This is a genomic window from Kitasatospora sp. NPDC028961, from assembly GCF_055564815.1.
In genome coordinates this window covers 90,957-109,558 of record NZ_JBVHVO010000023.1, presented here as the reverse complement: position 1 = coordinate 109,558, position 18,602 = coordinate 90,957, and the positions used below count along the sequence as shown (strand labels likewise).

At 72.9% G+C, this 18,602-nt stretch carries 16 protein-coding genes; 5 read left to right on the top strand and 11 right to left on the bottom strand.

The features are described 5' to 3' along the window. Positions 1 to 158: 158 nt before the first annotated feature. From ruvX to ACZ4UX_RS28965, 4 genes are read right to left on the bottom strand one after another with little or no spacing between them, the layout of a single operon-like run. A complete protein-coding gene (ruvX, locus tag ACZ4UX_RS28980) occupies positions 159 to 641 on the bottom strand; it encodes a Holliday junction resolvase RuvX (protein WP_329486798.1) in 483 nt (160 codons plus the stop codon). Further along, complete coding sequence (gene alaS / locus ACZ4UX_RS28975) at positions 641 to 3,310, bottom strand: alanine--tRNA ligase (protein WP_359808734.1); 2,670 nt, start codon at positions 3,308 to 3,310, stop codon at positions 641 to 643. Before alaS ends, ruvX begins: the two co-directional genes overlap by 1 nt. Next, a complete protein-coding gene (locus ACZ4UX_RS28970; protein ID WP_465708821.1) occupies positions 3,310 to 3,747 on the bottom strand; it encodes a DUF6167 family protein in 438 nt (145 codons plus the stop codon). Before ACZ4UX_RS28970 ends, alaS begins: the two co-directional genes overlap by 1 nt. A 4-nt stretch (positions 3,748 to 3,751) precedes the next feature. Beyond that, on the bottom strand, positions 3,752 to 4,228 hold the full coding sequence (locus ACZ4UX_RS28965; protein ID WP_329486801.1) for a DUF948 domain-containing protein: 477 nt from the start codon (positions 4,226 to 4,228) through the stop codon (positions 3,752 to 3,754). Between the two features lie 240 nt (positions 4,229 to 4,468). On the opposite strand from ACZ4UX_RS28965, the gene ACZ4UX_RS28960 reads away from it, so the two are divergent. Next, positions 4,469 to 6,700, top strand: coding sequence for an ATP-binding protein (locus ACZ4UX_RS28960; RefSeq protein ID WP_465708820.1), 2,232 nt, complete (start codon positions 4,469 to 4,471; stop codon positions 6,698 to 6,700). 70 nt (positions 6,701 to 6,770) lie between these two features. After that, the gene (locus ACZ4UX_RS28955) at positions 6,771 to 7,094 is read left to right on the top strand and encodes a tetratricopeptide repeat protein (RefSeq protein ID WP_329486803.1); all 324 of its coding nucleotides are present in this window, start codon (positions 6,771 to 6,773) and stop codon (positions 7,092 to 7,094) included. 94 nt (positions 7,095 to 7,188) lie between these two features. Here ACZ4UX_RS28955 and rpsD read toward each other — a convergent pair whose 3' ends face one another. The 3 genes from rpsD to ppk2 form a co-directional block, all read right to left on the bottom strand. After that, the gene (gene rpsD / locus ACZ4UX_RS28950) at positions 7,189 to 7,803 is read right to left on the bottom strand and encodes a 30S ribosomal protein S4 (RefSeq protein WP_063346792.1); all 615 of its coding nucleotides are present in this window, start codon (positions 7,801 to 7,803) and stop codon (positions 7,189 to 7,191) included. Positions 7,804 to 8,120: 317 nt separating this feature from the next. Continuing rightward, the gene (locus ACZ4UX_RS28945) at positions 8,121 to 9,470 is read right to left on the bottom strand and encodes a replication-associated recombination protein A (RefSeq protein ID WP_329486804.1); all 1,350 of its coding nucleotides are present in this window, start codon (positions 9,468 to 9,470) and stop codon (positions 8,121 to 8,123) included. Positions 9,471 to 9,571: 101 nt separating this feature from the next. Then, complete coding sequence (ppk2, locus tag ACZ4UX_RS28940) at positions 9,572 to 10,327, bottom strand: polyphosphate kinase 2 (protein ID WP_465708823.1); 756 nt, start codon at positions 10,325 to 10,327, stop codon at positions 9,572 to 9,574. Positions 10,328 to 10,618: 291 nt separating this feature from the next. Between ppk2 and ACZ4UX_RS28935 the strand changes: the two genes are divergently transcribed. After that, positions 10,619 to 11,479 (top strand): LysR family transcriptional regulator, encoded by an 861-nt coding sequence (locus ACZ4UX_RS28935; RefSeq protein ID WP_465708819.1) that lies wholly within the window; start codon positions 10,619 to 10,621, stop codon positions 11,477 to 11,479. 46 nt (positions 11,480 to 11,525) lie between these two features. Here ACZ4UX_RS28935 and ACZ4UX_RS28930 read toward each other — a convergent pair whose 3' ends face one another. From ACZ4UX_RS28930 to ACZ4UX_RS28915, 4 genes are all read right to left on the bottom strand, one after another. Continuing rightward, the gene (locus tag ACZ4UX_RS28930) at positions 11,526 to 12,032 is read right to left on the bottom strand and encodes a GNAT family N-acetyltransferase (protein ID WP_329486807.1); all 507 of its coding nucleotides are present in this window, start codon (positions 12,030 to 12,032) and stop codon (positions 11,526 to 11,528) included. 92 nt (positions 12,033 to 12,124) lie between these two features. Further along, complete coding sequence (gene aspS / locus ACZ4UX_RS28925) at positions 12,125 to 13,930, bottom strand: aspartate--tRNA ligase (protein WP_352293289.1); 1,806 nt, start codon at positions 13,928 to 13,930, stop codon at positions 12,125 to 12,127. Next, the gene (gene hisS / locus ACZ4UX_RS28920; RefSeq protein WP_329486809.1) at positions 13,927 to 15,189 is read right to left on the bottom strand and encodes a histidine--tRNA ligase; all 1,263 of its coding nucleotides are present in this window, start codon (positions 15,187 to 15,189) and stop codon (positions 13,927 to 13,929) included. The genes aspS and hisS overlap by 4 nt, the downstream gene beginning before the upstream one ends. Positions 15,190 to 15,200: 11 nt before the next feature. Then, positions 15,201 to 15,908 (bottom strand): MBL fold metallo-hydrolase, encoded by a 708-nt coding sequence (locus ACZ4UX_RS28915; RefSeq protein ID WP_329486810.1) that lies wholly within the window; start codon positions 15,906 to 15,908, stop codon positions 15,201 to 15,203. A 290-nt stretch (positions 15,909 to 16,198) separates the two neighbouring features. On the opposite strand from ACZ4UX_RS28915, the gene ACZ4UX_RS28910 reads away from it, so the two are divergent. Together ACZ4UX_RS28910 and ACZ4UX_RS28905 are read left to right on the top strand one after the other, a co-directional pair. Further along, complete coding sequence (locus ACZ4UX_RS28910) at positions 16,199 to 17,044, top strand: peptidylprolyl isomerase (RefSeq protein WP_396489615.1); 846 nt, start codon at positions 16,199 to 16,201, stop codon at positions 17,042 to 17,044. A gap of 262 nt (positions 17,045 to 17,306) precedes the next feature. Next, positions 17,307 to 18,536 carry a DUF349 domain-containing protein gene (locus ACZ4UX_RS28905; protein ID WP_329486812.1) on the top strand — a complete coding sequence of 410 codons (1,230 nt, stop codon included), beginning with the start codon at positions 17,307 to 17,309 and terminating at the stop codon, positions 18,534 to 18,536. Positions 18,537 to 18,602 lie beyond the last annotated feature (66 nt).

Here is an 18,602-nt window from a genome sequence, read left to right as displayed (position 1 = left end):
TGGGTGCGAAAACAGAGACGTAGGGGTGGCAGGGTGGGGTCCGGGGGTGGAGTTTTTGTTGGGTAGTGGAACCCCTGTGGTGGTCGAGGAAAGGGAAAAGGGGGCCCGTGCGGACGCGTCCGCACGGGCCCCTTCACCGGGACGTTAGATCAGGCCGGTCAGCCGGCCGCCTCGACGCTCTCACCGGGCGGGCGTCCGCTCACCCGTTCGGACTCAAGGGCGGTCTGCAGGATCACCACCGCGGCGGCCTGGTCGACCACCGAGCGGCCCTTCTTGGCCTTGACCCCGGAGGCGCGCAGCCCGTGGGTGGCCGTGACGGTGGACATCCGCTCGTCGACCAGCCGGACCGGCACCGGGTAGAGCCGGTTGGCCAGCCGGGTGGCGTACCCGCGGACCTTCTCCGCCGCCGGGCCCTCCTTGCCGCTGAGCGAGCGCGGCAGGCCGACGATCACCTCGATCGCCTGGTACTCGTCGGCGATGGCGGCGATCCTGGCCTGCGACTTCACCCCGGCGGGGACGGTCTCCACCGGCGTGGCGAGCACCCCGTCGGGGTCGCAGGACGCGACCCCGATCCGGGCGTCACCAACGTCGACGGCGATCCGCCGCCCGCGGCGGAAGGGCGGCCTCTCCTCCTGGTCCATCAGCTGGCGCGCTCCGCGACCAGACCGCGCACCGCGGCGATGGCCTCGCCGACCGCGCCCGCGTCGGAGCCGCCGCCCTGGGCGACGTCGTCCTTGCCGCCACCGCCGCCGCCGAGGGTCTTGGCGGCGACCCGGACCAGCTCGCCGGCCTTGATGCCGCGCCCGCGGGCGTCCTCGTTGGTGGCGATCACGGTCAGCGGGCGGTCGTTGGCCACCGTGAAGGCGGCGACCACGGCCGGCCGCGAGCCGAGCCGACCGCGCACGTCCAGGACGAGCTTGCGCAGCTCGTCGGCGCCGGTGCCGTCGGCGACCCGGGCGGCCACCACGGCGATGCCCTGGACGTCCTCGGCGGAGTCGGCCAGACCCGCGGCGGCGGCCAGCACCTTCTCGGCGCGGAAGCGCTCGATCTCCTTCTCGGCGTCCTTGAGCTTGGCGAGCATGCCCGAGATCTTCTCCGGCAGCTCCTCCGGGCGGCCCTTGACCAGCTCGGTCAGCTGGGCGACCACGGTGTGCTCACGGGCGAGGAACTTGTAGGCGTCCACGCCGACCAGCGCCTCGACCCGGCGCACGCCGGAGCCGATCGAGGACTCGCCGAGCAGCTTCACCAGGCCCAGCTGGGCGGTGTTGCCGACGTGCGTGCCACCGCAGAGCTCCTTGGAGAAGTCCCCGATGGTGACGACGCGGACCGAGTCGCCGTACTTCTCGCCGAACATCGCGATGGCGCCGGCCTTGCGGGCCTGGTCCATCGTCATGACCTCGGCGGTCACGTCCAGCTCGCGGGTCAGCACGTCGTTGATCTTCTGCTCGACGTCGACCAGCACGCTGCCGGGCACGGCGGCGGGCGAGCCGAAGTCGAAGCGGAAGCGGCCGGGGGCGTTCTCGGAGCCGGCCTGGGCGGCCGTCGGGCCGAGCGCGTCGCGCAGCGCCTGGTGGGTCAGGTGGGTGGCCGAGTGGGCGCGGGCGATGGCCCGGCGGCGCTCGATGTCGATGGTGGCGTACGCCGAGGCGCCGAGCACGACCTCGCCGAACAGCACGCCGCCGGAGTGCACCGTCACGCCCGGGACGGGCTGCTGCACGTCGCGGATCTCCACCACGGCGCCGGAGTCCAGCCGGATCCGGCCGTGGTCGGCGAGCTGGCCGCCGCCCTCGGCGTAGAACGGGGTGCGGTCGAGGATGATCTCGACCTCGTCGCCCTCGCTCGCGGCCGGCGCCGGGACGCCGTCCACCAGCAGGCCGACCACGGTGGCCTCGCCCTCGGTGAGGTTGTAGCCGGTGAAGACGCTGGCGCCGGACTTGTCGGCGACCTCGCGGTACGCGGCGACGTCGGCGTGGCCCATCTTCTTGGCCTTGGCGTCGGCCTTGGCACGGTCCCGCTGCTCCTGCATGAGGCGGCGGAAGCCGGCCTCGTCGACCTGGAGGCCCTGCTCCTCGGCCATCTCCAGGGTCAGGTCGATCGGGAACCCGTAGGTGTCGTGCAGCTTGAACGCCTGCTCGCCGGAGAGCACGGCGCCGCCGGACTGCTTGGTCTCGGTGACCGCGGTGTCCAGCAGGGTGGTGCCGGCCTTCAGGGTCTGCAGGAAGGCCGCCTCCTCGCCGCTGACGACCGTCTCGATGCGCTTGCGGTCGGCCTCCAGCTCCGGGTACTGCGGGGCCATCGCCTTGATCGCGACCTCGGTCAGGTCCTTGGCGACCTGGCCGGTGGCGCCCAGCAGGCGCATGTTGCGGATGGCGCGGCGCAGGATGCGGCGCAGCACGTAGCCGCGGCCCTCGTTGCCGGGGGTGACGCCGTCGCCGATCAGCATCAGCGCGGTGCGGATGTGGTCGGTGACCACGCGCAGCGAGACGTCCGACTTGTGGTCGGCGCCGTAGGTGTGACCGGTCAGCTCGGCGGCGCGGTCGAGGATCATCCGGCTGGTGTCGATCTCGAAGAGGTTGTCGACGCCCTGCAGGATGGCGGCGAGGCGCTCCAGGCCGAGGCCGGTGTCGATGTTCTTGCTCGGCAGGTCGCCGAGGATCTCGAAACCGTCCTTGCCGTCACCGTGGCCGCGCTCGTACTGCATGAAGACCAGGTTCCAGATCTCCAGGTAGCGCTCGCCGTTGACGGCCGGGCCGCCCTCCTCGCCGTACGCGGGGCCGCGGTCGTAGTTGATCTCCGAACACGGGCCGCACGGGCCGGGGACGCCCATCGACCAGAAGTTGTCCTTCATGCCGAGGCGCTGGATGCGCTCGGAGGGCACGCCGATGACGTCGCGCCAGATCTGCTCGGCCTCGTCGTCGTCCTTGTAGACGGTGATCCAGAGCTTCTCCTTCTCCAGGCCGTAGCCGCCGTCCGCGACGGGAGTGGTGAGCAGCTCCCACGCGAACTTGATGGCCCCTTCCTTGAAGTAGTCGCCGAAGGAGAAGTTGCCGCACATCTGGAAGAAGGAGCCGTGCCGGGTGGTCTTCCCGACCTCCTCGATGTCCAGGGTGCGCACGCACTTCTGGACGCTGGTGGCCCGGGAGAACTGCGGCTTGACCTCGCCGAGGAAGTACGGCTTGAAGGGCACCATGCCGGCGTTGACCAGCAGCAGGGTGGGGTCGTCGGCGACCAGGGACGCCGACGGAACGACGGTGTGGCCGCGCTCCTCGAAGAAGCGCAGCCAGCGGCGGCGGATCTCTGCCGACTCCATTAGTGGTCCTTCCGGTTCGGGGTACCGCCCGGCTGCGGCAGTGCGCGGCCGGGCGTCTTTTCGATGGCTGGGGTGGTGCGCGCACCGTCGGACGATGCGCGGGCACTGCTGGACGGAGGCAGGGCGGCGGCCGGGCTGCCGGGCGCCGCCGAGATAGCTCGGTACTGCGGCTCGCCGCGCAGGACCCGGCGCCGGGGCTCGACGACGGCGGTGCCGTCCAGTCCGAGGTCCCCGCGCAGCTGCTCCTCGCGCTCGGCCATGCCCGCCTTCACGTCCTGGGCGAACCGCTTGGCCGCGTCGCCCAGGTGCAGCGCGCCGCGCGCGGCGGTGCCGGAGAGGCTGTCCGGGGTGAGCCGGTGCACGGCCTCGTTGGCCTTGTTCATGGCCCAGACGGTGGCACCGGCGCCGACCGCCATCCAGAAGATGCGTCGCACCATGCCGTCAGCCCCTCACCGCGCGCCGGACCCGCGCGAGCAGGCCGCTCTTGGCCGTCGTCGCGGCGCGCACCTCGGCCCGGATCAGCCGGGCCAGCTCCTCGCGCTCGCTCGGCTGGGTGGGCAGCGTCACGGTGCCGTTCTGCTTGGCGACGGCCTTGCGGACGCCGTAGCTGAAGGCCGCGACCTTGACCAGCGGCCCGCCCAGGGTGGCCGCGACGGTGGAGGAGAGCGCCTGGGCGTTGGCGGCGGCGTCCTGGACGTTGGCGGTGATCTCGTCCACCCGCTCCAGCTGCTCGTTGGCGCTGCGCACGGCGGCTCCGGCCTCGGTCAGCAGCGGCACGGCCTGCTCGGTCACGGCGGAGACCAGGACGGCGGCCTCCTTGAGCACCCGCGAGAGGTGCACCAGCACGACGGCGAGCAGGGTGACCAGGACCGCCCAGAACACGGCGACGAGCAAGCCGGCCAGCTCTCCCACGGACACCTTGTGCGCTCCCTCGCCTTGCTGTTCTCCGAAGGAGACCCTATCGCGACCACGGCCGGTTTCCGGACCGGATATCGGCCGGGGCGTCCCCGGGCCCGCCCCCGCGGATCCGGTCCGGTGTACGAGCCGCGCGCGTAACCTACCGGCCGGTCACCTCGTTCTGCCGGACGGGCCGTCGCCGGGGCGGCCCGCGGGCACGCCCGAACCGCGACGGTCCGGGCCCGGAGACGGGAGCAGCGCTTGGCCGCGGACCCGACAGCACGGCCCGGAGCGGGGGCGGCGCGGCGGGAGCCGGCGCCCGGCCGGCTCCCGGCCGAGGTGACCAGCTTCGTCGGCCGGCAGCGGGAGCTGACCGAGCTGGCCCGGCTGCTGGCCGCCGCGCGGCTGGTCACGGTGACCGGCCCGGGCGGCGTGGGCAAGAGCCGGCTGGCCCTGCGCGCGGCGGCCCGGGCGGCCGGCGCCTTCCCGGACGGCACCTGGCTGGTCGAGGTCGCCCCCGTGCAGGACCCGCTGCTGCTCGGCCACGCCGTGCTGGAGGCGCTGCGACTGACCGACGGCACCTCCCGGCCGCCGCTGGACGTGCTGACCGAGCAGCTCGCCGGGCGCCGGACGCTGATCGTGCTGGACGGCTGCGAGCACCTGGTGGACGCCTGCGCGGAGCTGGTCGACGCTCTGCTGCGGGCGCTGCCCGGCCTGCGGGTGCTGGCCACCAGCCGGGCGGCGCTGCGCGCCCCGGGCGAGCACCTGCTCGTCCTGGCGCCGCTGCCGGTGGGCCCGCTCGGCCCCGGCGTACTGCCGGACGCGGTGCGGCTGTTCGCCGACCGGGCCCGGGCGGTGCTGCCCTCCTTCGAGATCACCGCGGCCTCCGCCGAGGGGATCGCCCAGCTCTGCCGCCGGCTGGACGGCATCCCGCTGGCCGTCGAGCTGGCGGCCGGCCGGCTGCGGTCGCTCTCGGTCGCGCAGATCGACGCCCGGCTGGGCGACCGGTTCCGCCTGCTCACCGGCGGCGCCCGGACGGCGCTGCCGCGCCACCAGACGCTTCGCACGACCATCGGGTGGAGTCACGAACTCTGCACGCCGCAGGAACGTTTGCTCTGGGCCCGGCTCTCGGTCTTCGCGGGGAGCTTCGACCTGGAGGCCGCCGAGTACGTCTGCGCCGGCGACGGCATCGAACCGGAGGACCTGCTCGACCTGGTGTCCGAGCTGATCAACAAGTCGGTGCTGCTCCGGGTGTCGACCCCCGGCCGGCCGGCCGAGGAGGGGGGCGGCGTCAGGTTCGGACTGCTGGACACCCTGCGCGAGTACGGCCTGCGGTGGCTGCGCTCGACCGGTGAGGAGCGGCGGCTGCGGCGCCGCCACCGGGACTGGTACCTGGGCGTGGCCACCTGGGGCGAGGTCGAGTGGTTCGGCCCCCGGCAGGCGGAGACCGCCGAGCGCACCGAGCTCGCCCACCCCAACCTGCGCGCGGCGCTGGAGTTCTGCCTGGCCGAACCGGGCGAGGAGCAGCTCGCCCTGCTGCTGGCGAGCACGCTCTGGTTCTACTGGGTCGGCTGCGGCCACCTCGGCGAGGGCCGGCACTGGCTGGACCGCGCGCTCGCCCTCGACCCCGAGCCGACCGAGGCCCGCGCCAAGGCGCTCTGGGTCACCGGATACATGGCGACCCTCCAGGGCGACCTGCTCACCGCCCGCCCGGCCCTGGAGGAGTGCCGCCGCCAGGCGCTGGACACCGGCGACGACCGGGCGCTCGCCTACGCCGTCCACCGGCAGGGCTGCGCCGCGCTGATCGGGGACGAGCCGGCCCGTGCCGCCGAGCTCTTCGAGGAGGCGCTCTGGCACTACCGGACGATCGGCGAGCTCAACAGCAACGTCCTGATGGCCATGTTCGAGCTGGGCATCGCCTACCTGTTCCAGGGCGACCAGGACAGCGGCGAGTTCTGGCTCGGCGAGGTCCGCGAGCTCTGCGAGGAGCACGGCGAGCAGTGGGCGTACGCCTACGGGCTCTACGCGCTCGGGTACTCGCACTGGCTGGACGGCGAGGTCCGGCTGGCCCGGGCGCGGGCCCGCGAGAGCGTCCGGCTCAACCACCTCTTCCACGACCTGCTGGGCATCGTGCTGGCGATCGACCTGCTGGCGCTGCTGGAGACCGAGCCCACCGGGCCCGGCCGGCCGGGCGACCTGCGCGAGGCCCGGGTGCTGCAGGGCGCCGCGCACCGGATCTGGCAGGCGGTGGGCAAGCCGTTCTTCGGCTCGCGCACCTTCAACGGCCCCCACCGGCACTGCGAGGAGCGGGCCAGGGCCGGGCTGACCGAGCAGGAGTTCACCGAGTGCTTCGACCGCGGCGCCCGGCTGGACCTCGACGCCGCCGTCCACCGGGCGCTCGGCGGCGACGGCCGCGCGGGCGGTCCGGGCCGGCTGCCGGGCCCCTTCCCGGTGCCGCCGGCGCCGCACCCCTCACCGGCCAGGAATAGTTGAATCTTGTCCATTGCTACACCGGTCGGCACCCCCGGCACCCCCGCCGGGCGGACGCCCGGAAGGAGCAATCGTGGCCACCAACACCGCCGACGAGTACCGCCTCGCGACGTTCTACTTCGACTCCAAGGCGTACACCGACGCCGCCCGCATGCTGGAGGGCGTCCTCGCCGAGGAGCCGGCCAACCTGTCGGTCCGGCTGCTGCTGGCCCGCAGCTACTTCCACTCGGCCCAGCTCTCCCGCGCCGAGGCCGAGCTGCGCCGGATCCTGGACGCCCACCCGGCCGAGGACTACGCCCGGCTGATGCTGGGCCGGACCCTGGAGCGCCAGGGCCGCGCCGAGGAGGCCCGCCCGCACCTGCGGCTGGCCGCCGCGATGACCGGCGAGGACGACTGAGCACACCCCGGGAGCACCCGGGAACGGGACGAGCCCCCGCCGCCTCGAAAGGCGACGGGGGCTCGCTGGGTACGGCAGGCGTACCGCTCGCGGGTCAGCGCGAGTAGTACTCGACGACGAGCTGCTCGTCGCAGATCACCGGGACCTCCTTGCGCTGCGGCGCGCGGTCCAGGCGGAAGGCCAGGGCCTTCAGGTTGACCTCGAGGTACTTCGGGGTCTGGCCCTCGCCCGCGTAGCCACCCTCACGGGCGACCTGGAACGGGACCTTCTCCTTGCTGCGCTCGCGAACGGTCACGACGAAGCCCGGCTTCATCTGGTACGACGGCTTGTTGACCTTGCCGCCGTTGACCTCGATGTGACCGTGGACGACCATCTGACGGGCCTGGTAGATGGTGCGGGCAATGCCCGAACGCAGCACCAGGGAGTCCAGACGGGTCTCCAGCTCGGCGACGAGCGCCTCACCGGTCTTGCCCTCGGCCTTCTTCGCGCGGTCGAACGCGCGCGCCATCTGCTTCTCGCTCAGGTCGTACTGGGCGCGCAGACGCTGCTTCTCGAGCAGACGGACCTTGTAGTCCGAGTTCTGCTTGCGGCCACGGCCGTGCTGGCCGGGCGGGTACGGGCGGGCCTCGAAGTACTTGACGGACTTCGGGGTCAGCGGCACGCCGAGCGCACGCGCGATCTTGACCTTGGGACGCTTCTGGTTCGCCATGAACCAAACCTTCCTTGCTTACGAATACGGCTTCACCAGGTGTTGACGGAGGTCGCTCCTCGCGGTCCGGAGACAACCGCACCGCCCGGGGGCAGTGCGATCAGCCGCTCTCCACGACCGGGCACGGATGTGCAAGCACACGAGTGGCCCACCGAACCTGGGTTGGTGGGCTGCACGCGACACCGAAACGGTGCGCGACGCTCCTGGGGCCTCCCGGAGGAGACCACGGCCATTGCCCCGCTGGTGCGGCCGGTCGGTCAGGGTCTCCCCTGCCGCCGCGCCCGGGACACGGCACTCCGGACGAGTATACCCGCCGATCACTCGCCCTTGAGCCGGCCCCTGGTCCACTCCACGATGTCCGCGTACCGGGCCTCCCCGCCGTGCCGGGTCGGCCGGTAGTACGCCTTGCCGTGCACGGCGTCCGGCGCGTACTGCTGCGCCGCGATGCCCTCCGGCAGATCGTGCGGGTACTGGTAGCCCTGGCCGTGCCCGAGCTTGCCCGCGCCGCCGTAGTGCGCGTCCCGCAGGTGCGGCGGCACCGCACCCGCCAGGCCCTGCCGGACGTCCGCCAGCGCCGCGTCGATCGCCAGGTAGGCGGCGTTGGACTTGGGCGCCAGCGCCAGCGCGATCGCCGCCTGGGAGAGGATGATCCGCGCCTCCGGGAAGCCGATCAGCGCCACCGCCTGGGCCGCCGCGACCGCCGTGGCCAGCGCCGTCGGGTCGGCCAGGCCGACGTCCTCGCTGGCCGAGATCATCAGCCGCCGGGCGATGAACCGCGGGTCCTCCCCCGCCTCGATCATCCGGGCCAGGTAGTGCAGGGTGGCGTCCACGTCACTGCCCCGGATCGACTTGATCAGCGCGCTGGCCACGTCGTAGTGCTGGTCGCCGTCCTTGTCGTAGCGCACCGCGGCCTGGTTCACGGCCGTCTCGGTGGTGGCCAGCGTGATGCTCGCCTCGCCCTTCTCCAGCGCCGCCCCGGCGGCCGCCTCCAGCGTGGTGAGCGCCCGCCGGGCGTCCCCGCCGGCCAGCCGGACCAGGTGGTCCTCGGCCTCCGGGGTGAGCTCCAGCGCGCCCTCCAGACCGCGCTCGTCGGCCACCGCGCGGTGCAGCAGGGCGCGGATGTCCTCGTCCGTCAGCGACTCCAGCGTGAGCAGCAGCGAGCGCGACAGCAGCGGGGAGATCACCGAGAAGTACGGGTTCTCGGTGGTGGCCGCGATCAGGGTGACCCAGCGGTTCTCCACGGCGGGCAGCAGCGAGTCCTGCTGGGCCTTGGAGAAGCGGTGGATCTCGTCCAGGAAGAGCACCGTCTCCCTGCCGTTCATGCCGACCGCCCGGCGGGCGCCGTCGATCACCGCGCGGACCTCCTTGACGCCCGCGGTGATCGCGGACAGCTCCACGAAGCGGCCCTCGACGGACTGGCTGATCACGTGCGCCAGGGTGGTCTTGCCGGTACCGGGCGGCCCCCAGAGGATCACCGAACTGGTCGCCGCCGGGCCGCGCGAGCCCGACACCAGCCGGCGCAGCGGCGAGCCCGCCTTCAGCAGCTGCCGCTGCCCGGCGACCTCGTCCAGGGTGCGCGGGCGCATCCGCACGGCCAGCGGGGCCCGGCCGGGCTCCTTGGCCTGGCGTTCCTCGGCGGCGGCGGTGAAGAGGTCCGGTTCGTCCACACCGGAAGCCTATGCGAGCCGACCAACACCCCGGCCCGGCCGCCGCGCCCCCGGCCGGGTCCGCGCCCCGGCGGCCCCGCGGAGCTGTCGGGCGGCCGGGCCTACCCGATCCGCGCCGAGTGGTCCGGTACGTACTTCTGCAGGTCCCGCGGCGGCCGCTGGTAGCCGCGCGACTCCGGGCGGGCCGGCAGCTCGATCCGCCGCGGGGCCACCTCGCGGTACGGGACGGTCGAGAGCAGGTGGGCGATCATGTTGAGCCGGGCCCGCCGCTTGTCGTCGCTCTCCACCACGTTCCACGGCGAGTCCGGGATGTCGGTGTAGACGAACATCTCGTCCTTGGCCCGCGAGTAGTCCTCCCAGCGGCTGACCGACTCGACGTCCATCGGCGACAGCTTCCACCGCCGCATCGGGTCCTCCAGCCGGTCCCGGAACCGCCGCTGCTGCTCGGTGTCGCTGACCGAGAACCAGTACTTGCGCAGCAGGATGCCCGACTCGATCAGCATCCGCTCGAACATCGGGCACTGGTGCAGGAACTGCCAGTACTGCTCGTCCGTGCAGAAGCCCATCACCCGCTCGACCCCGGCCCGGTTGTACCAGCTGCGGTCGAACAGCACGATCTCCCCCGCGGCCGGCAACTGCTCGACGTAGCGCTGGAAGTACCACTGGGTCCGCTGGCGCTCGGTGGGCGTGGGCAGCGCCGCCACCCGGGCGATGCGCGGGTTCAGGTACTCCGTCACCCGCTTGATCGCGCCGCCCTTGCCGGCCGCGTCGCGCCCCTCGAAGACGACCACCAGCCGGGCGCCCTCGGCCCGCACCCACTCCTGGAGCTTCACCAGTTCGTTCTGGAGCCTCAGCAGCTCCCGCTCGTACGGCTTCTTCGCGAGCCGCTCCCGCCGGTGCTCCGGCCCGGTACCGGGATCGCGCTCGGCCTTGGCTGCCACCTGGGTGCCTCCGTTCGGCAAAGGCTGATGAGCACTCACCGTAGGCGCAACTCCGGGTTCCCGCAGGCCGGGGCGCCGGCCCGGCAGCGGCGGCCCCCTGAACCGCCGCTGCCGGACTCCCCCGTGGCCGGCCCGCGAGGGCCGAGTGATCAACCCTGTCGCAGACCTGCCGGGCCGGTCCAATATCCCGTTCCATAACCTTGGGGCATGGATGTGGACACCCGACTGCTGCGGAGCTTCGCCGCGGTCTGCGAGGAGGGCCAGCTGACGGCCGCCGCGGCCCGGCTGTTCGTCTCGCAGCCGACCCTCACCAAGCAGATCCGCCAGCTGGAGGCCCTGCTCGGGGTGGAGCTGTTCGAGCGCTCGCGCCGGGGCATGGCGCCCACCCACGCCGGCCGGGCCCTGGCCGAGCGCACCGGGCCGATGCTGGCCGGCTGGGACGACGCATTGCGCGCCACCCGGGCGGCGGCGGCCGAGCAGGGCTCGACGCTGCGGGTGGGCTTCGAGGGCGGCAGCATCAACCTGATGACCCGCAGCACGGTGACGGACTTCACCCGGCGGATGCCCGGCTGGCAGGTGGAGCTGCACGCCCCGCCGTCGCTCTCCGAGCAGTACAACGTCGCGGTGCTGGGCGAGGAGCCGCGCTGTGTGGCGCTGCCGGCCGGGCACCGGTTGGCGGGCCACCAGGTGATCCGGTTCGAGGACCTGCTGGACGAGCCCTTCGTCGCGATCCCGCTGGAGGCCGGGCACTGGCGCGACTACTGGCTGGCGGTCCCGGAACGGCGCGGGCGACCGGTGCGGATCGGCGCGGTGGCGCACAACTCCGACGAGTGGCTGGCCGCGGTGGTGTGCGGTCAGGGCGTCGGCTTCGCCCCGGAGGCGATGAGCAGGCTGGCGGCGCGGGAGGATGTCGCGTACCGGCCGGTGCGGGGGCTCAGCCCGAGCCTGGTCGGGCTCTACTGGCCGATGGGCCGCGAACTGACGCCCGCCATGGCCGCGTTCGTGCGCAGCTGCCGGGCCACGGTCGGATTCTCGGCCGGCCCGGCGGTCCCGGGCCAGGCGGAGTGAGCCGGACGGAGCCGGTCCGGCGCGTACGGGGGCGGGCCGGGTCGGGTCAGACCGCCTCGAAGGGCTCCGGGTAGCGGCAGAGCCCGCGCGGACCGCCGTCGTAGGCCGGCAGGGCGAGGGTCTGGAAGTAGGCCTCCGGCACCTCGAACGGGCCGGTGACCTCGTGCCGGCCGGCCGGCGCGAAGCCGAACCTGCCGTAGTAGTCCGGATCGCCGAGGACGACGACGAGCTTCTCCGCCGCCTCCTCCGCGGCCGTCAGCGCGGCCCGGACGACCAGCTCGCCGACGCCCTTGCGCTGCCACTCCGGGGCGACCGCGACGGGCGCGAGCGCCAGGCCCCGGCCGTCGCCGACCGCCAGCCGGGTGAGCAGCGCGTGGCCGACCACCAGCCCGGCCTCGTCCACCGCCACCACGGACAGCTCGGGCAGCCAGGCGGGGTCGCGGCGCAGCGCGTCCACCAGATCGGCCTCGTCGGGGCCGGGGAAGGCCGCCATGTGGACCCGTCTGGTGGCGGGTGCGTCCTCGGGACACTCGATTCTGGTGGTGACCTTCATGGGGGGAGCCTCTCTCCGTCGCACACCGTTGTGGACCGGCCCCGGACGGCGGGTGCGCCGTCCGGGGCCGTGAAAGATTAGCCGATTGGGCGTCAGGCCTGGGGCTGGGCCTCGGGCTTGACCTCGGAGGACTTGGCGTCCTCGCGGACCTTCGGCTGGGCGTCGACGCCGGCCTCGCGACGCTGCGCCGGGGTGATCGGGGTCGGGGCACCGGTCAGCGGGTCACCACCGGTGGACGTCTTCGGGAACGCGATGACGTCGCGGATGGTGTCGTACCCGCCCAGCAGCGTGACGACGCGGTCCAGGCCGAAGGCGACACCGCCGTGCGGCGGCGGGCCGTAGTTGAAGGCGTCCAGCAGGAAGCCGAACTGCGAGGCCGCCTCCTCCTCGGAGAGGCCGATCGCGTCGAACGCCCGCTTCTGCACGTCCCGCTGGTGGATACGGATCGAACCGCCGCCCAGCTCCGAGCCGTTGAGGACCAGGTCGTAGGCGTTGGAGAGCGCCGAACCCGGGTCGGTGTCGAAGGTGGCGAGCGACTCGGCGGTCGGGGCGGTGAACGGGTGGTGCACCGCGTGCCAGCCCTGGAACTCGCCCTTGTCGTCCTCGATCGGCTCGAACATCGGGAAGTCGACGACCCAGAGGAAGGCCCAGCGGGACTCGTCGATCAGCTCGCAGCGGCGGCCGATCTCCAGGCGGGCGGCGCCGAGCAGCTCCTGCGAGGGGCGCTCCTTGCCGGCCGCGAAGAAGATCGCGTCACCGTTCTTGGCCCCGGCGGCGGCGGCCAGACCGGCCAGGTGCTCCTCGGAGAGGTTCTTGGCGACCGGGCCGCGCAGCTCGCCGGTCTCGGCGTCGATCAGCACGTAGGCGAGGCCCCGGGCGCCGCGCGCCTTGGCCCAGTCCTGCCAGGCGTCGAGCTGCTTGCGCGGCTGCGAGGCACCGCCGGGCATGACCACGGCGCCGACGTACGGGGCCTGGAACACGCGGAACGATGTGCCCTTGAAGTACTCGGTGAGGTCCGTGAGCTCCTGACCGAAACGGACGTCCGGCTTGTCCGAGCCGTAGCGGCCCATCGCGTCCGCGTAGCTCATCCGGGGCAGCGGGTTGGGGATCTCGTACCCGTGCACGTCGCGCCAGATCGCACCGATGATCTTCTCGCCGAGGGCCAGGATGTCCTCCTGGTCGACGAAGGAGGCCTCGATGTCCAGCTGGGTGAACTCCGGCTGGCGGTCGGCGCGGAAGTCCTCGTCGCGGAAGCAGCGCGCGATCTGGTAGTACCGCTCCATGCCGGCCACCATCAGCAGCTGCTTGAACAGCTGGGGCGACTGCGGCAGCGCGTACCAGTGGCCGGGCTGCAGGCGGACCGGGACGAGGAAGTCGCGGGCGCCCTCGGGGGTGGAGCGGGTGAGGTACGGCGTCTCGATGTCGAGGTAGTCGTTCTCCTCCATCACCCGGCGGATGATGTTGCTGACCTTGGAGCGCAGGCGCAGGCCCTTGGCCGGGCCCTCGCGGCGCAGGTCCAGGTAGCGGTAGCGGAGGCGGACCTCCTCGTTGACCGTACCGGGCTCGTACTCGGCGACCGGGAAGGGCAGCGGGGCGGCCTCGGAGAGCACCTCGATCTCGCTGACCACGACCTCGACGGCGCCGGTCGGGATGTCCGGGTTCTCGTTGCCCTCGGGCCGCACGCGGACGTCGCCGACGACCTTGACGCAGTACTCGGCACGCAGGCCGTGCACCGAGTCGAGGTCGCGGACCACGATCTGCACGGTGCCGGAGGCGTCCCGCAGGTCGATGAAGGCCACGCCGCCGTGGTCTCGGCGGCGGGCGACCCAGCCGGCCAGGGTGACGGTGGTGCCTGCGTGCTCCGGGCGGAGCGTGCCCGCGTCGTGCGTGCGGATCACAGCTGCTTCTCCTTCAGGGTGGTGACGAGAGCGTCGAGGGCGACGGGGTTCTGCTCGCCGGTGGTCATGTCCTTGAGCTGGACGACGCCGTCGGCGAGGTCCCGGTCACCGGCGAGCACGGCGAAGCGGGCGCCGGAACGGTCCGCGGACTTCATCGCGTTCTTGATGCCCTTGACGCCGAAGGCGAGGTCGGTGGCGACGCCCGCGCGGCGCAGTTCGACCACCTTGGCGAAGAGGACGTTCTTGGCCTGGTCGCTGAGCGCGACGGCGTAGACGGAGGTGGCGGCCGGCAGGTCGAGGACGACGCCCTCGGCCTCCATCGCCAGGTAGCTGCGGTCCACCCCGAGGGCCCAGCCGACGGACGGCAGCGCGGGGCCGCCGATCATCTCGGAGAGCCCGTCGTAGCGGCCGCCGCCGCCGATCGCGGACTGCGCGCCGAGGCCGTTGTGGACGAACTCGAAGGTGGTACGGGTGTAGTAGTCCAGGCCGCGGACCAGCTTGGGGTCGTCGGTGAAGGCCACCCCGTTGGCGGTCAGCAGCTCGCGGACCTTCTCGTCGTAGGCCTTGCACTCCTCGCAGAGGAAGTCGCGCAGCATCGGCGCGCCGCCGAGCTGGGCCTGCACCGACTCGCGCTTGTCGTCCAGCACGCGCAGCGGGTTGATCTCGGCCCGGCGGCGGGTGTCGTCGTCCAGGTCGAGGCCGGCCAGGAACTCCACCAGCGCGGCCCGGTAGACCGGGCGGCACTGCTTGTCGCCGAGGCTGTTGAGCAGCAGCGAGTAGTCGCGCAGGCCCAGCGAGCGGAAGGCGTCGTCGGCCAGGATGATCAGCTCGGCGTCCAGCGCCGGGTCCTCGGCGCCGATCGCCTCGGCGCCGACCTGCGAGAACTGGCGGTAGCGGCCCTTCTGCGCCCGCTCGTAGCGGTAGTAGGAGCCCGAGTACCAGAGCTTGACCGGCAGGTTGCCCTGCTTGTGCAGGTTGGCCTGGAGCGCGGCGCGCAGCACCGAGGCGGTGCCCTCGGGGCGCAGCGCGAGCTCGTCGCCGCCCTTGGTGGTGAGGTTGTACATCTCCTTGCTGACGATGTCGGTGGACTCGCCGACGCCGCGGGAGAAGAGCTTCACGTCCTCGAAGACCGGGGTCTCGATGTAGCCGTAGCCGGCCCGGCGGGCCGGCGCGGCGATCCGCTCGCGGATCGCCAGGAAGGTCGCGGAGCTGGGGGGCAGCAGGTCGTAGGTGCCCTTGGGGGCGGTGAAGGTGCTCAACTTCTCTTCCGTCACATTCCTCGTCGCGGGAAGGCCGGAGCGCCGAGCGCTCCCGCCGCCTGTCGGAGGTAGGGGTTGGTGGCGCGCTCGCGGCCGATGGTGGTCTGTCCGCCGTGGCCGGAGAGGACCACGGTCGCGTCGTCGAGGGGCAGGCACACCCGGGCCAGCGACCGCAGGATCGCGTCGCCGTCCCCGCCCGGGAGGTCCGTGCGCCCGATGGAGCCGGCGAAGAGCAGGTCGCCCGAGAACAGCACCGGGGGGAGGTCCTCGGCGCCGGGCGTCCGGAACGTCACCGACCCCTTGGTATGGCCGGGCGCGTGGTCGACGGTGAGCTTCAGGCCGGCCAGCTCCAGCACGCTGCCGTCGGTGAGCTCGCGCACGTCGTCGGGCTCGCCGACGGTGAGCTCGCCCATCAGCTGGGTGCCGAGCGAGCGGCCGAGCGCCTTCTCCGGGTCGGCCATCATGTAGCGGTCCTCGGGGTGGATCCAGGCCGGGACGCCGCGCGCGCCGCAGACCGGGACCACCGAGGCGACGTGGTCGATGTGGCCGTGGGTGAGGACCACCGCGACCGGCTTCAGCCGGTGCTCGCGGACCAGCTCCTCCACGCCGCGGGCGGCCTGGTGGCCCGGGTCCACGATGACGCACTCCTCGCCGGCGGCCGGTGCGACCAGGTAGCAGTTGGTGCCCCAGGCTCCAGCGGGGAATCCGGCGATGAACAACGCGCGTCCTTCGTGATTCGGGTCGGCCGTGGCGGCTGCGGGATGCGGCTACACGATGAGATGTAACGGAAGCCTACCGGCGCTCCGGGTCCGGTTGCGAACCAGATAGGCGGGACAGGTTCACTCCGTCCCGACGGGTTCACCGGGTTCTTACAGCCGCGGTCCCTACACTTGGCCGCCGATGGATGCGATGATCCGCTCCAGCATCCGCACACGATCCCTCCTCGCCCCCGGGCCGGAGGGGCCGGACAGCCCCCAGTACGACAGCACCCATGTAGGAGACACGGCCGGTGGTCAGCAGCGAACAGCGGCGGCGGCAGCTCGCCCGCGAGAAGTACGAGCGCCAGGCGCAGCGCCGGGCCGAGATGCACGCCGCGCGCCGGCGTCGCAACACGATCCTCGGCAGCGCGCTCGCCGTGGTGGTGCTGGCAGGCGGCGGTGTCCTGGTGGGCACGGGTGCCTTCACCTCGGACGACAAGAAGGACACCGCGGCGGCGCCGCCGACCGCGCCGACCGCGCCGACCGCCACCGACGAGCCCACCACCCCGACCCGCACGCCGGTCGAGGGCTGCGCCGACCCGGCGCCGGGCGCGCCGAACGGCAAGCAGTGGAAGGCCGAGCCGGCCATGAGCGTCGACGCCGCCGGCAAGTACACGGCGACGCTGGACACCAACTGCGGCAAGGTGACGCTCTCGCTGGACGCGGCCAAGGCGCCGCACACGGTGAACTCCTTCGCCTTCCTGGCCGGCGAGCAGTACTTCGACCACACCAAGTGCCACCGGCTGACCACCGGCGGCATCTTCGTGCTGCAGTGCGGCGACCCGACCGCCAGCGCGACCAACCCGGGCGGCACCGGCGGTCCCGGCTACAAGTTCGCCGACGAGAACCTGACCGGCGCGACGTACCCGGCGGGCACCCTGGCGATGGCCAACTCCGGCCCGGGCACCAACGGGAGCCAGTTCTTCCTGGTCTACAAGGACACCCAGCTCGGCCCGAACTACACCCCGTTCGGCAAGATCACCGGCGGTCTGGACGTGCTCCAGAAGATCGCCGCCGCGGGCACCCTGGAGGGCGGGACGGACGGTCACCCGATGGCCGACGTCACCCTCAACTCGGTGACCGCCGCGAAGGGTTGACCGGCACCGGGACCGCCGCGCGGGCGCCCGCGCGGCGCCCCGGCGCGGTCCCGGCCCGAAATCGCCCGGCCCGGATGCGGACAGCACCGGTCCTGGTCGCCTATGTTGGCGTTGTGTAGGGTGCCCAGACCCGCCGGCCGTCACCCTCGGCAGCAAAGCACGGCGGACGGGACGGCGGGCCCATCGGTCCGCCGCACATCAACTGTGGACGACGTACGCGTCCCGCTCCGGCGCGGGCGCGACGTCATGTGGAGGACGCGCTATGAGCAGCGACCCGTGGGGCCGTGTCGACGAGCAGGGCACGGTCTACGTCAGGACGGCCGACGGCGAACGCGTCGTGGGTTCCTGGCAGGCCGGCTCGCCCGAGGAGGCTCTCGCCTACTTCGAGCGCAAGTACCAGGGCATCGAGGTGGAGATCGGCCTGCTGGAGAAGCGGGTGCGCACCACCGACCTGGCCGCCAAGGACGCCCAGACCGCGCTGGACCACCTGCGCGCGCAGGTGACCGAGGGACACGCGGTCGGCGACCTGGACGCGCTGGCCAAGCGGCTGGACACGCTCGCCGGTGATATCGAGAGCCGCCGCGAGGAGCGCAAGGCGGCCCGCGCCAAGGCCCAGGACGAGACCCGTACGGCCAAGGAGGAGCTGGTCGCCGAGGCCGAGCGGCTCGCCGAGTCGACCCAGTGGCGGGAGGCCGGGGACCGGCTGCGCGCGCTGGTGGACACCTGGAAGGGCCTGCCCCGGCTGGACCGCAAGAGCGACGACGAGCTGTGGCACCGGTTCTCGCACGCCCGCTCGGTCTTCTCGAAGCACCGCAAGGCGCACTTCGCGACCCTGGACGCCGAGCGCGACCAGGCCCGGGCCACCAAGGAGCGGCTGGTCAGCGAGGCCGAGGCGCTCTCCTCCTCCACCGAGTGGGGCGAGACCGCGGCCAGCTACCGCGACCTGATGGCGCGCTGGAAGGCCGCCGGGCGCGCCCAGCGGGACATCGAGGACGAGCTGTGGGCGCGCTTCCGCGGCGCCCAGGACGTCTTCTTCCAGGCCCGGTCCGCGGTGTTCAGCGAGCGCGACGCCGAGCAGGTCGGCAACCAGAAGCTCAAGGAGGCGCTGGCGGCCGAGGCCGAGGCGATCCTGCCGATCACCGACCTGAAGGCCGCCAAGGCCGCCCTGCGGGACGTCAACGAGCGCTGGGAGGCGATCGGGCACGTGCCGCGCGACGCCCGCCCGAAGCTGGACGCCCGGCTGAACACCGTCGAGCGGGCGATCCGCGAGGCCGAGGACAGCGAGTGGAAGCGCTCGAACCCGGAGGCCAAGGCCCGCGCCGCCGGCATGGTCGGCCTGTTCGAGGCCAAGGCCGAGAAGATCCAGGCCGACCTGGACAAGGCCCGTGCCGCCGGCAACGCGAGCAAGGTCGCCAAGCTGGAGTCCGAGCTGGCAGGCGTGCAGACCCTGCTGGAGCAGGCGCACCGCAGCCAGGAGGAGTTCAGCGGCTGATCCGCCGCCCTCCGGACCTGACGAAGGGCCCCACCGCCGAGGCGGTGGGGCCCTTCGCCGTACCCG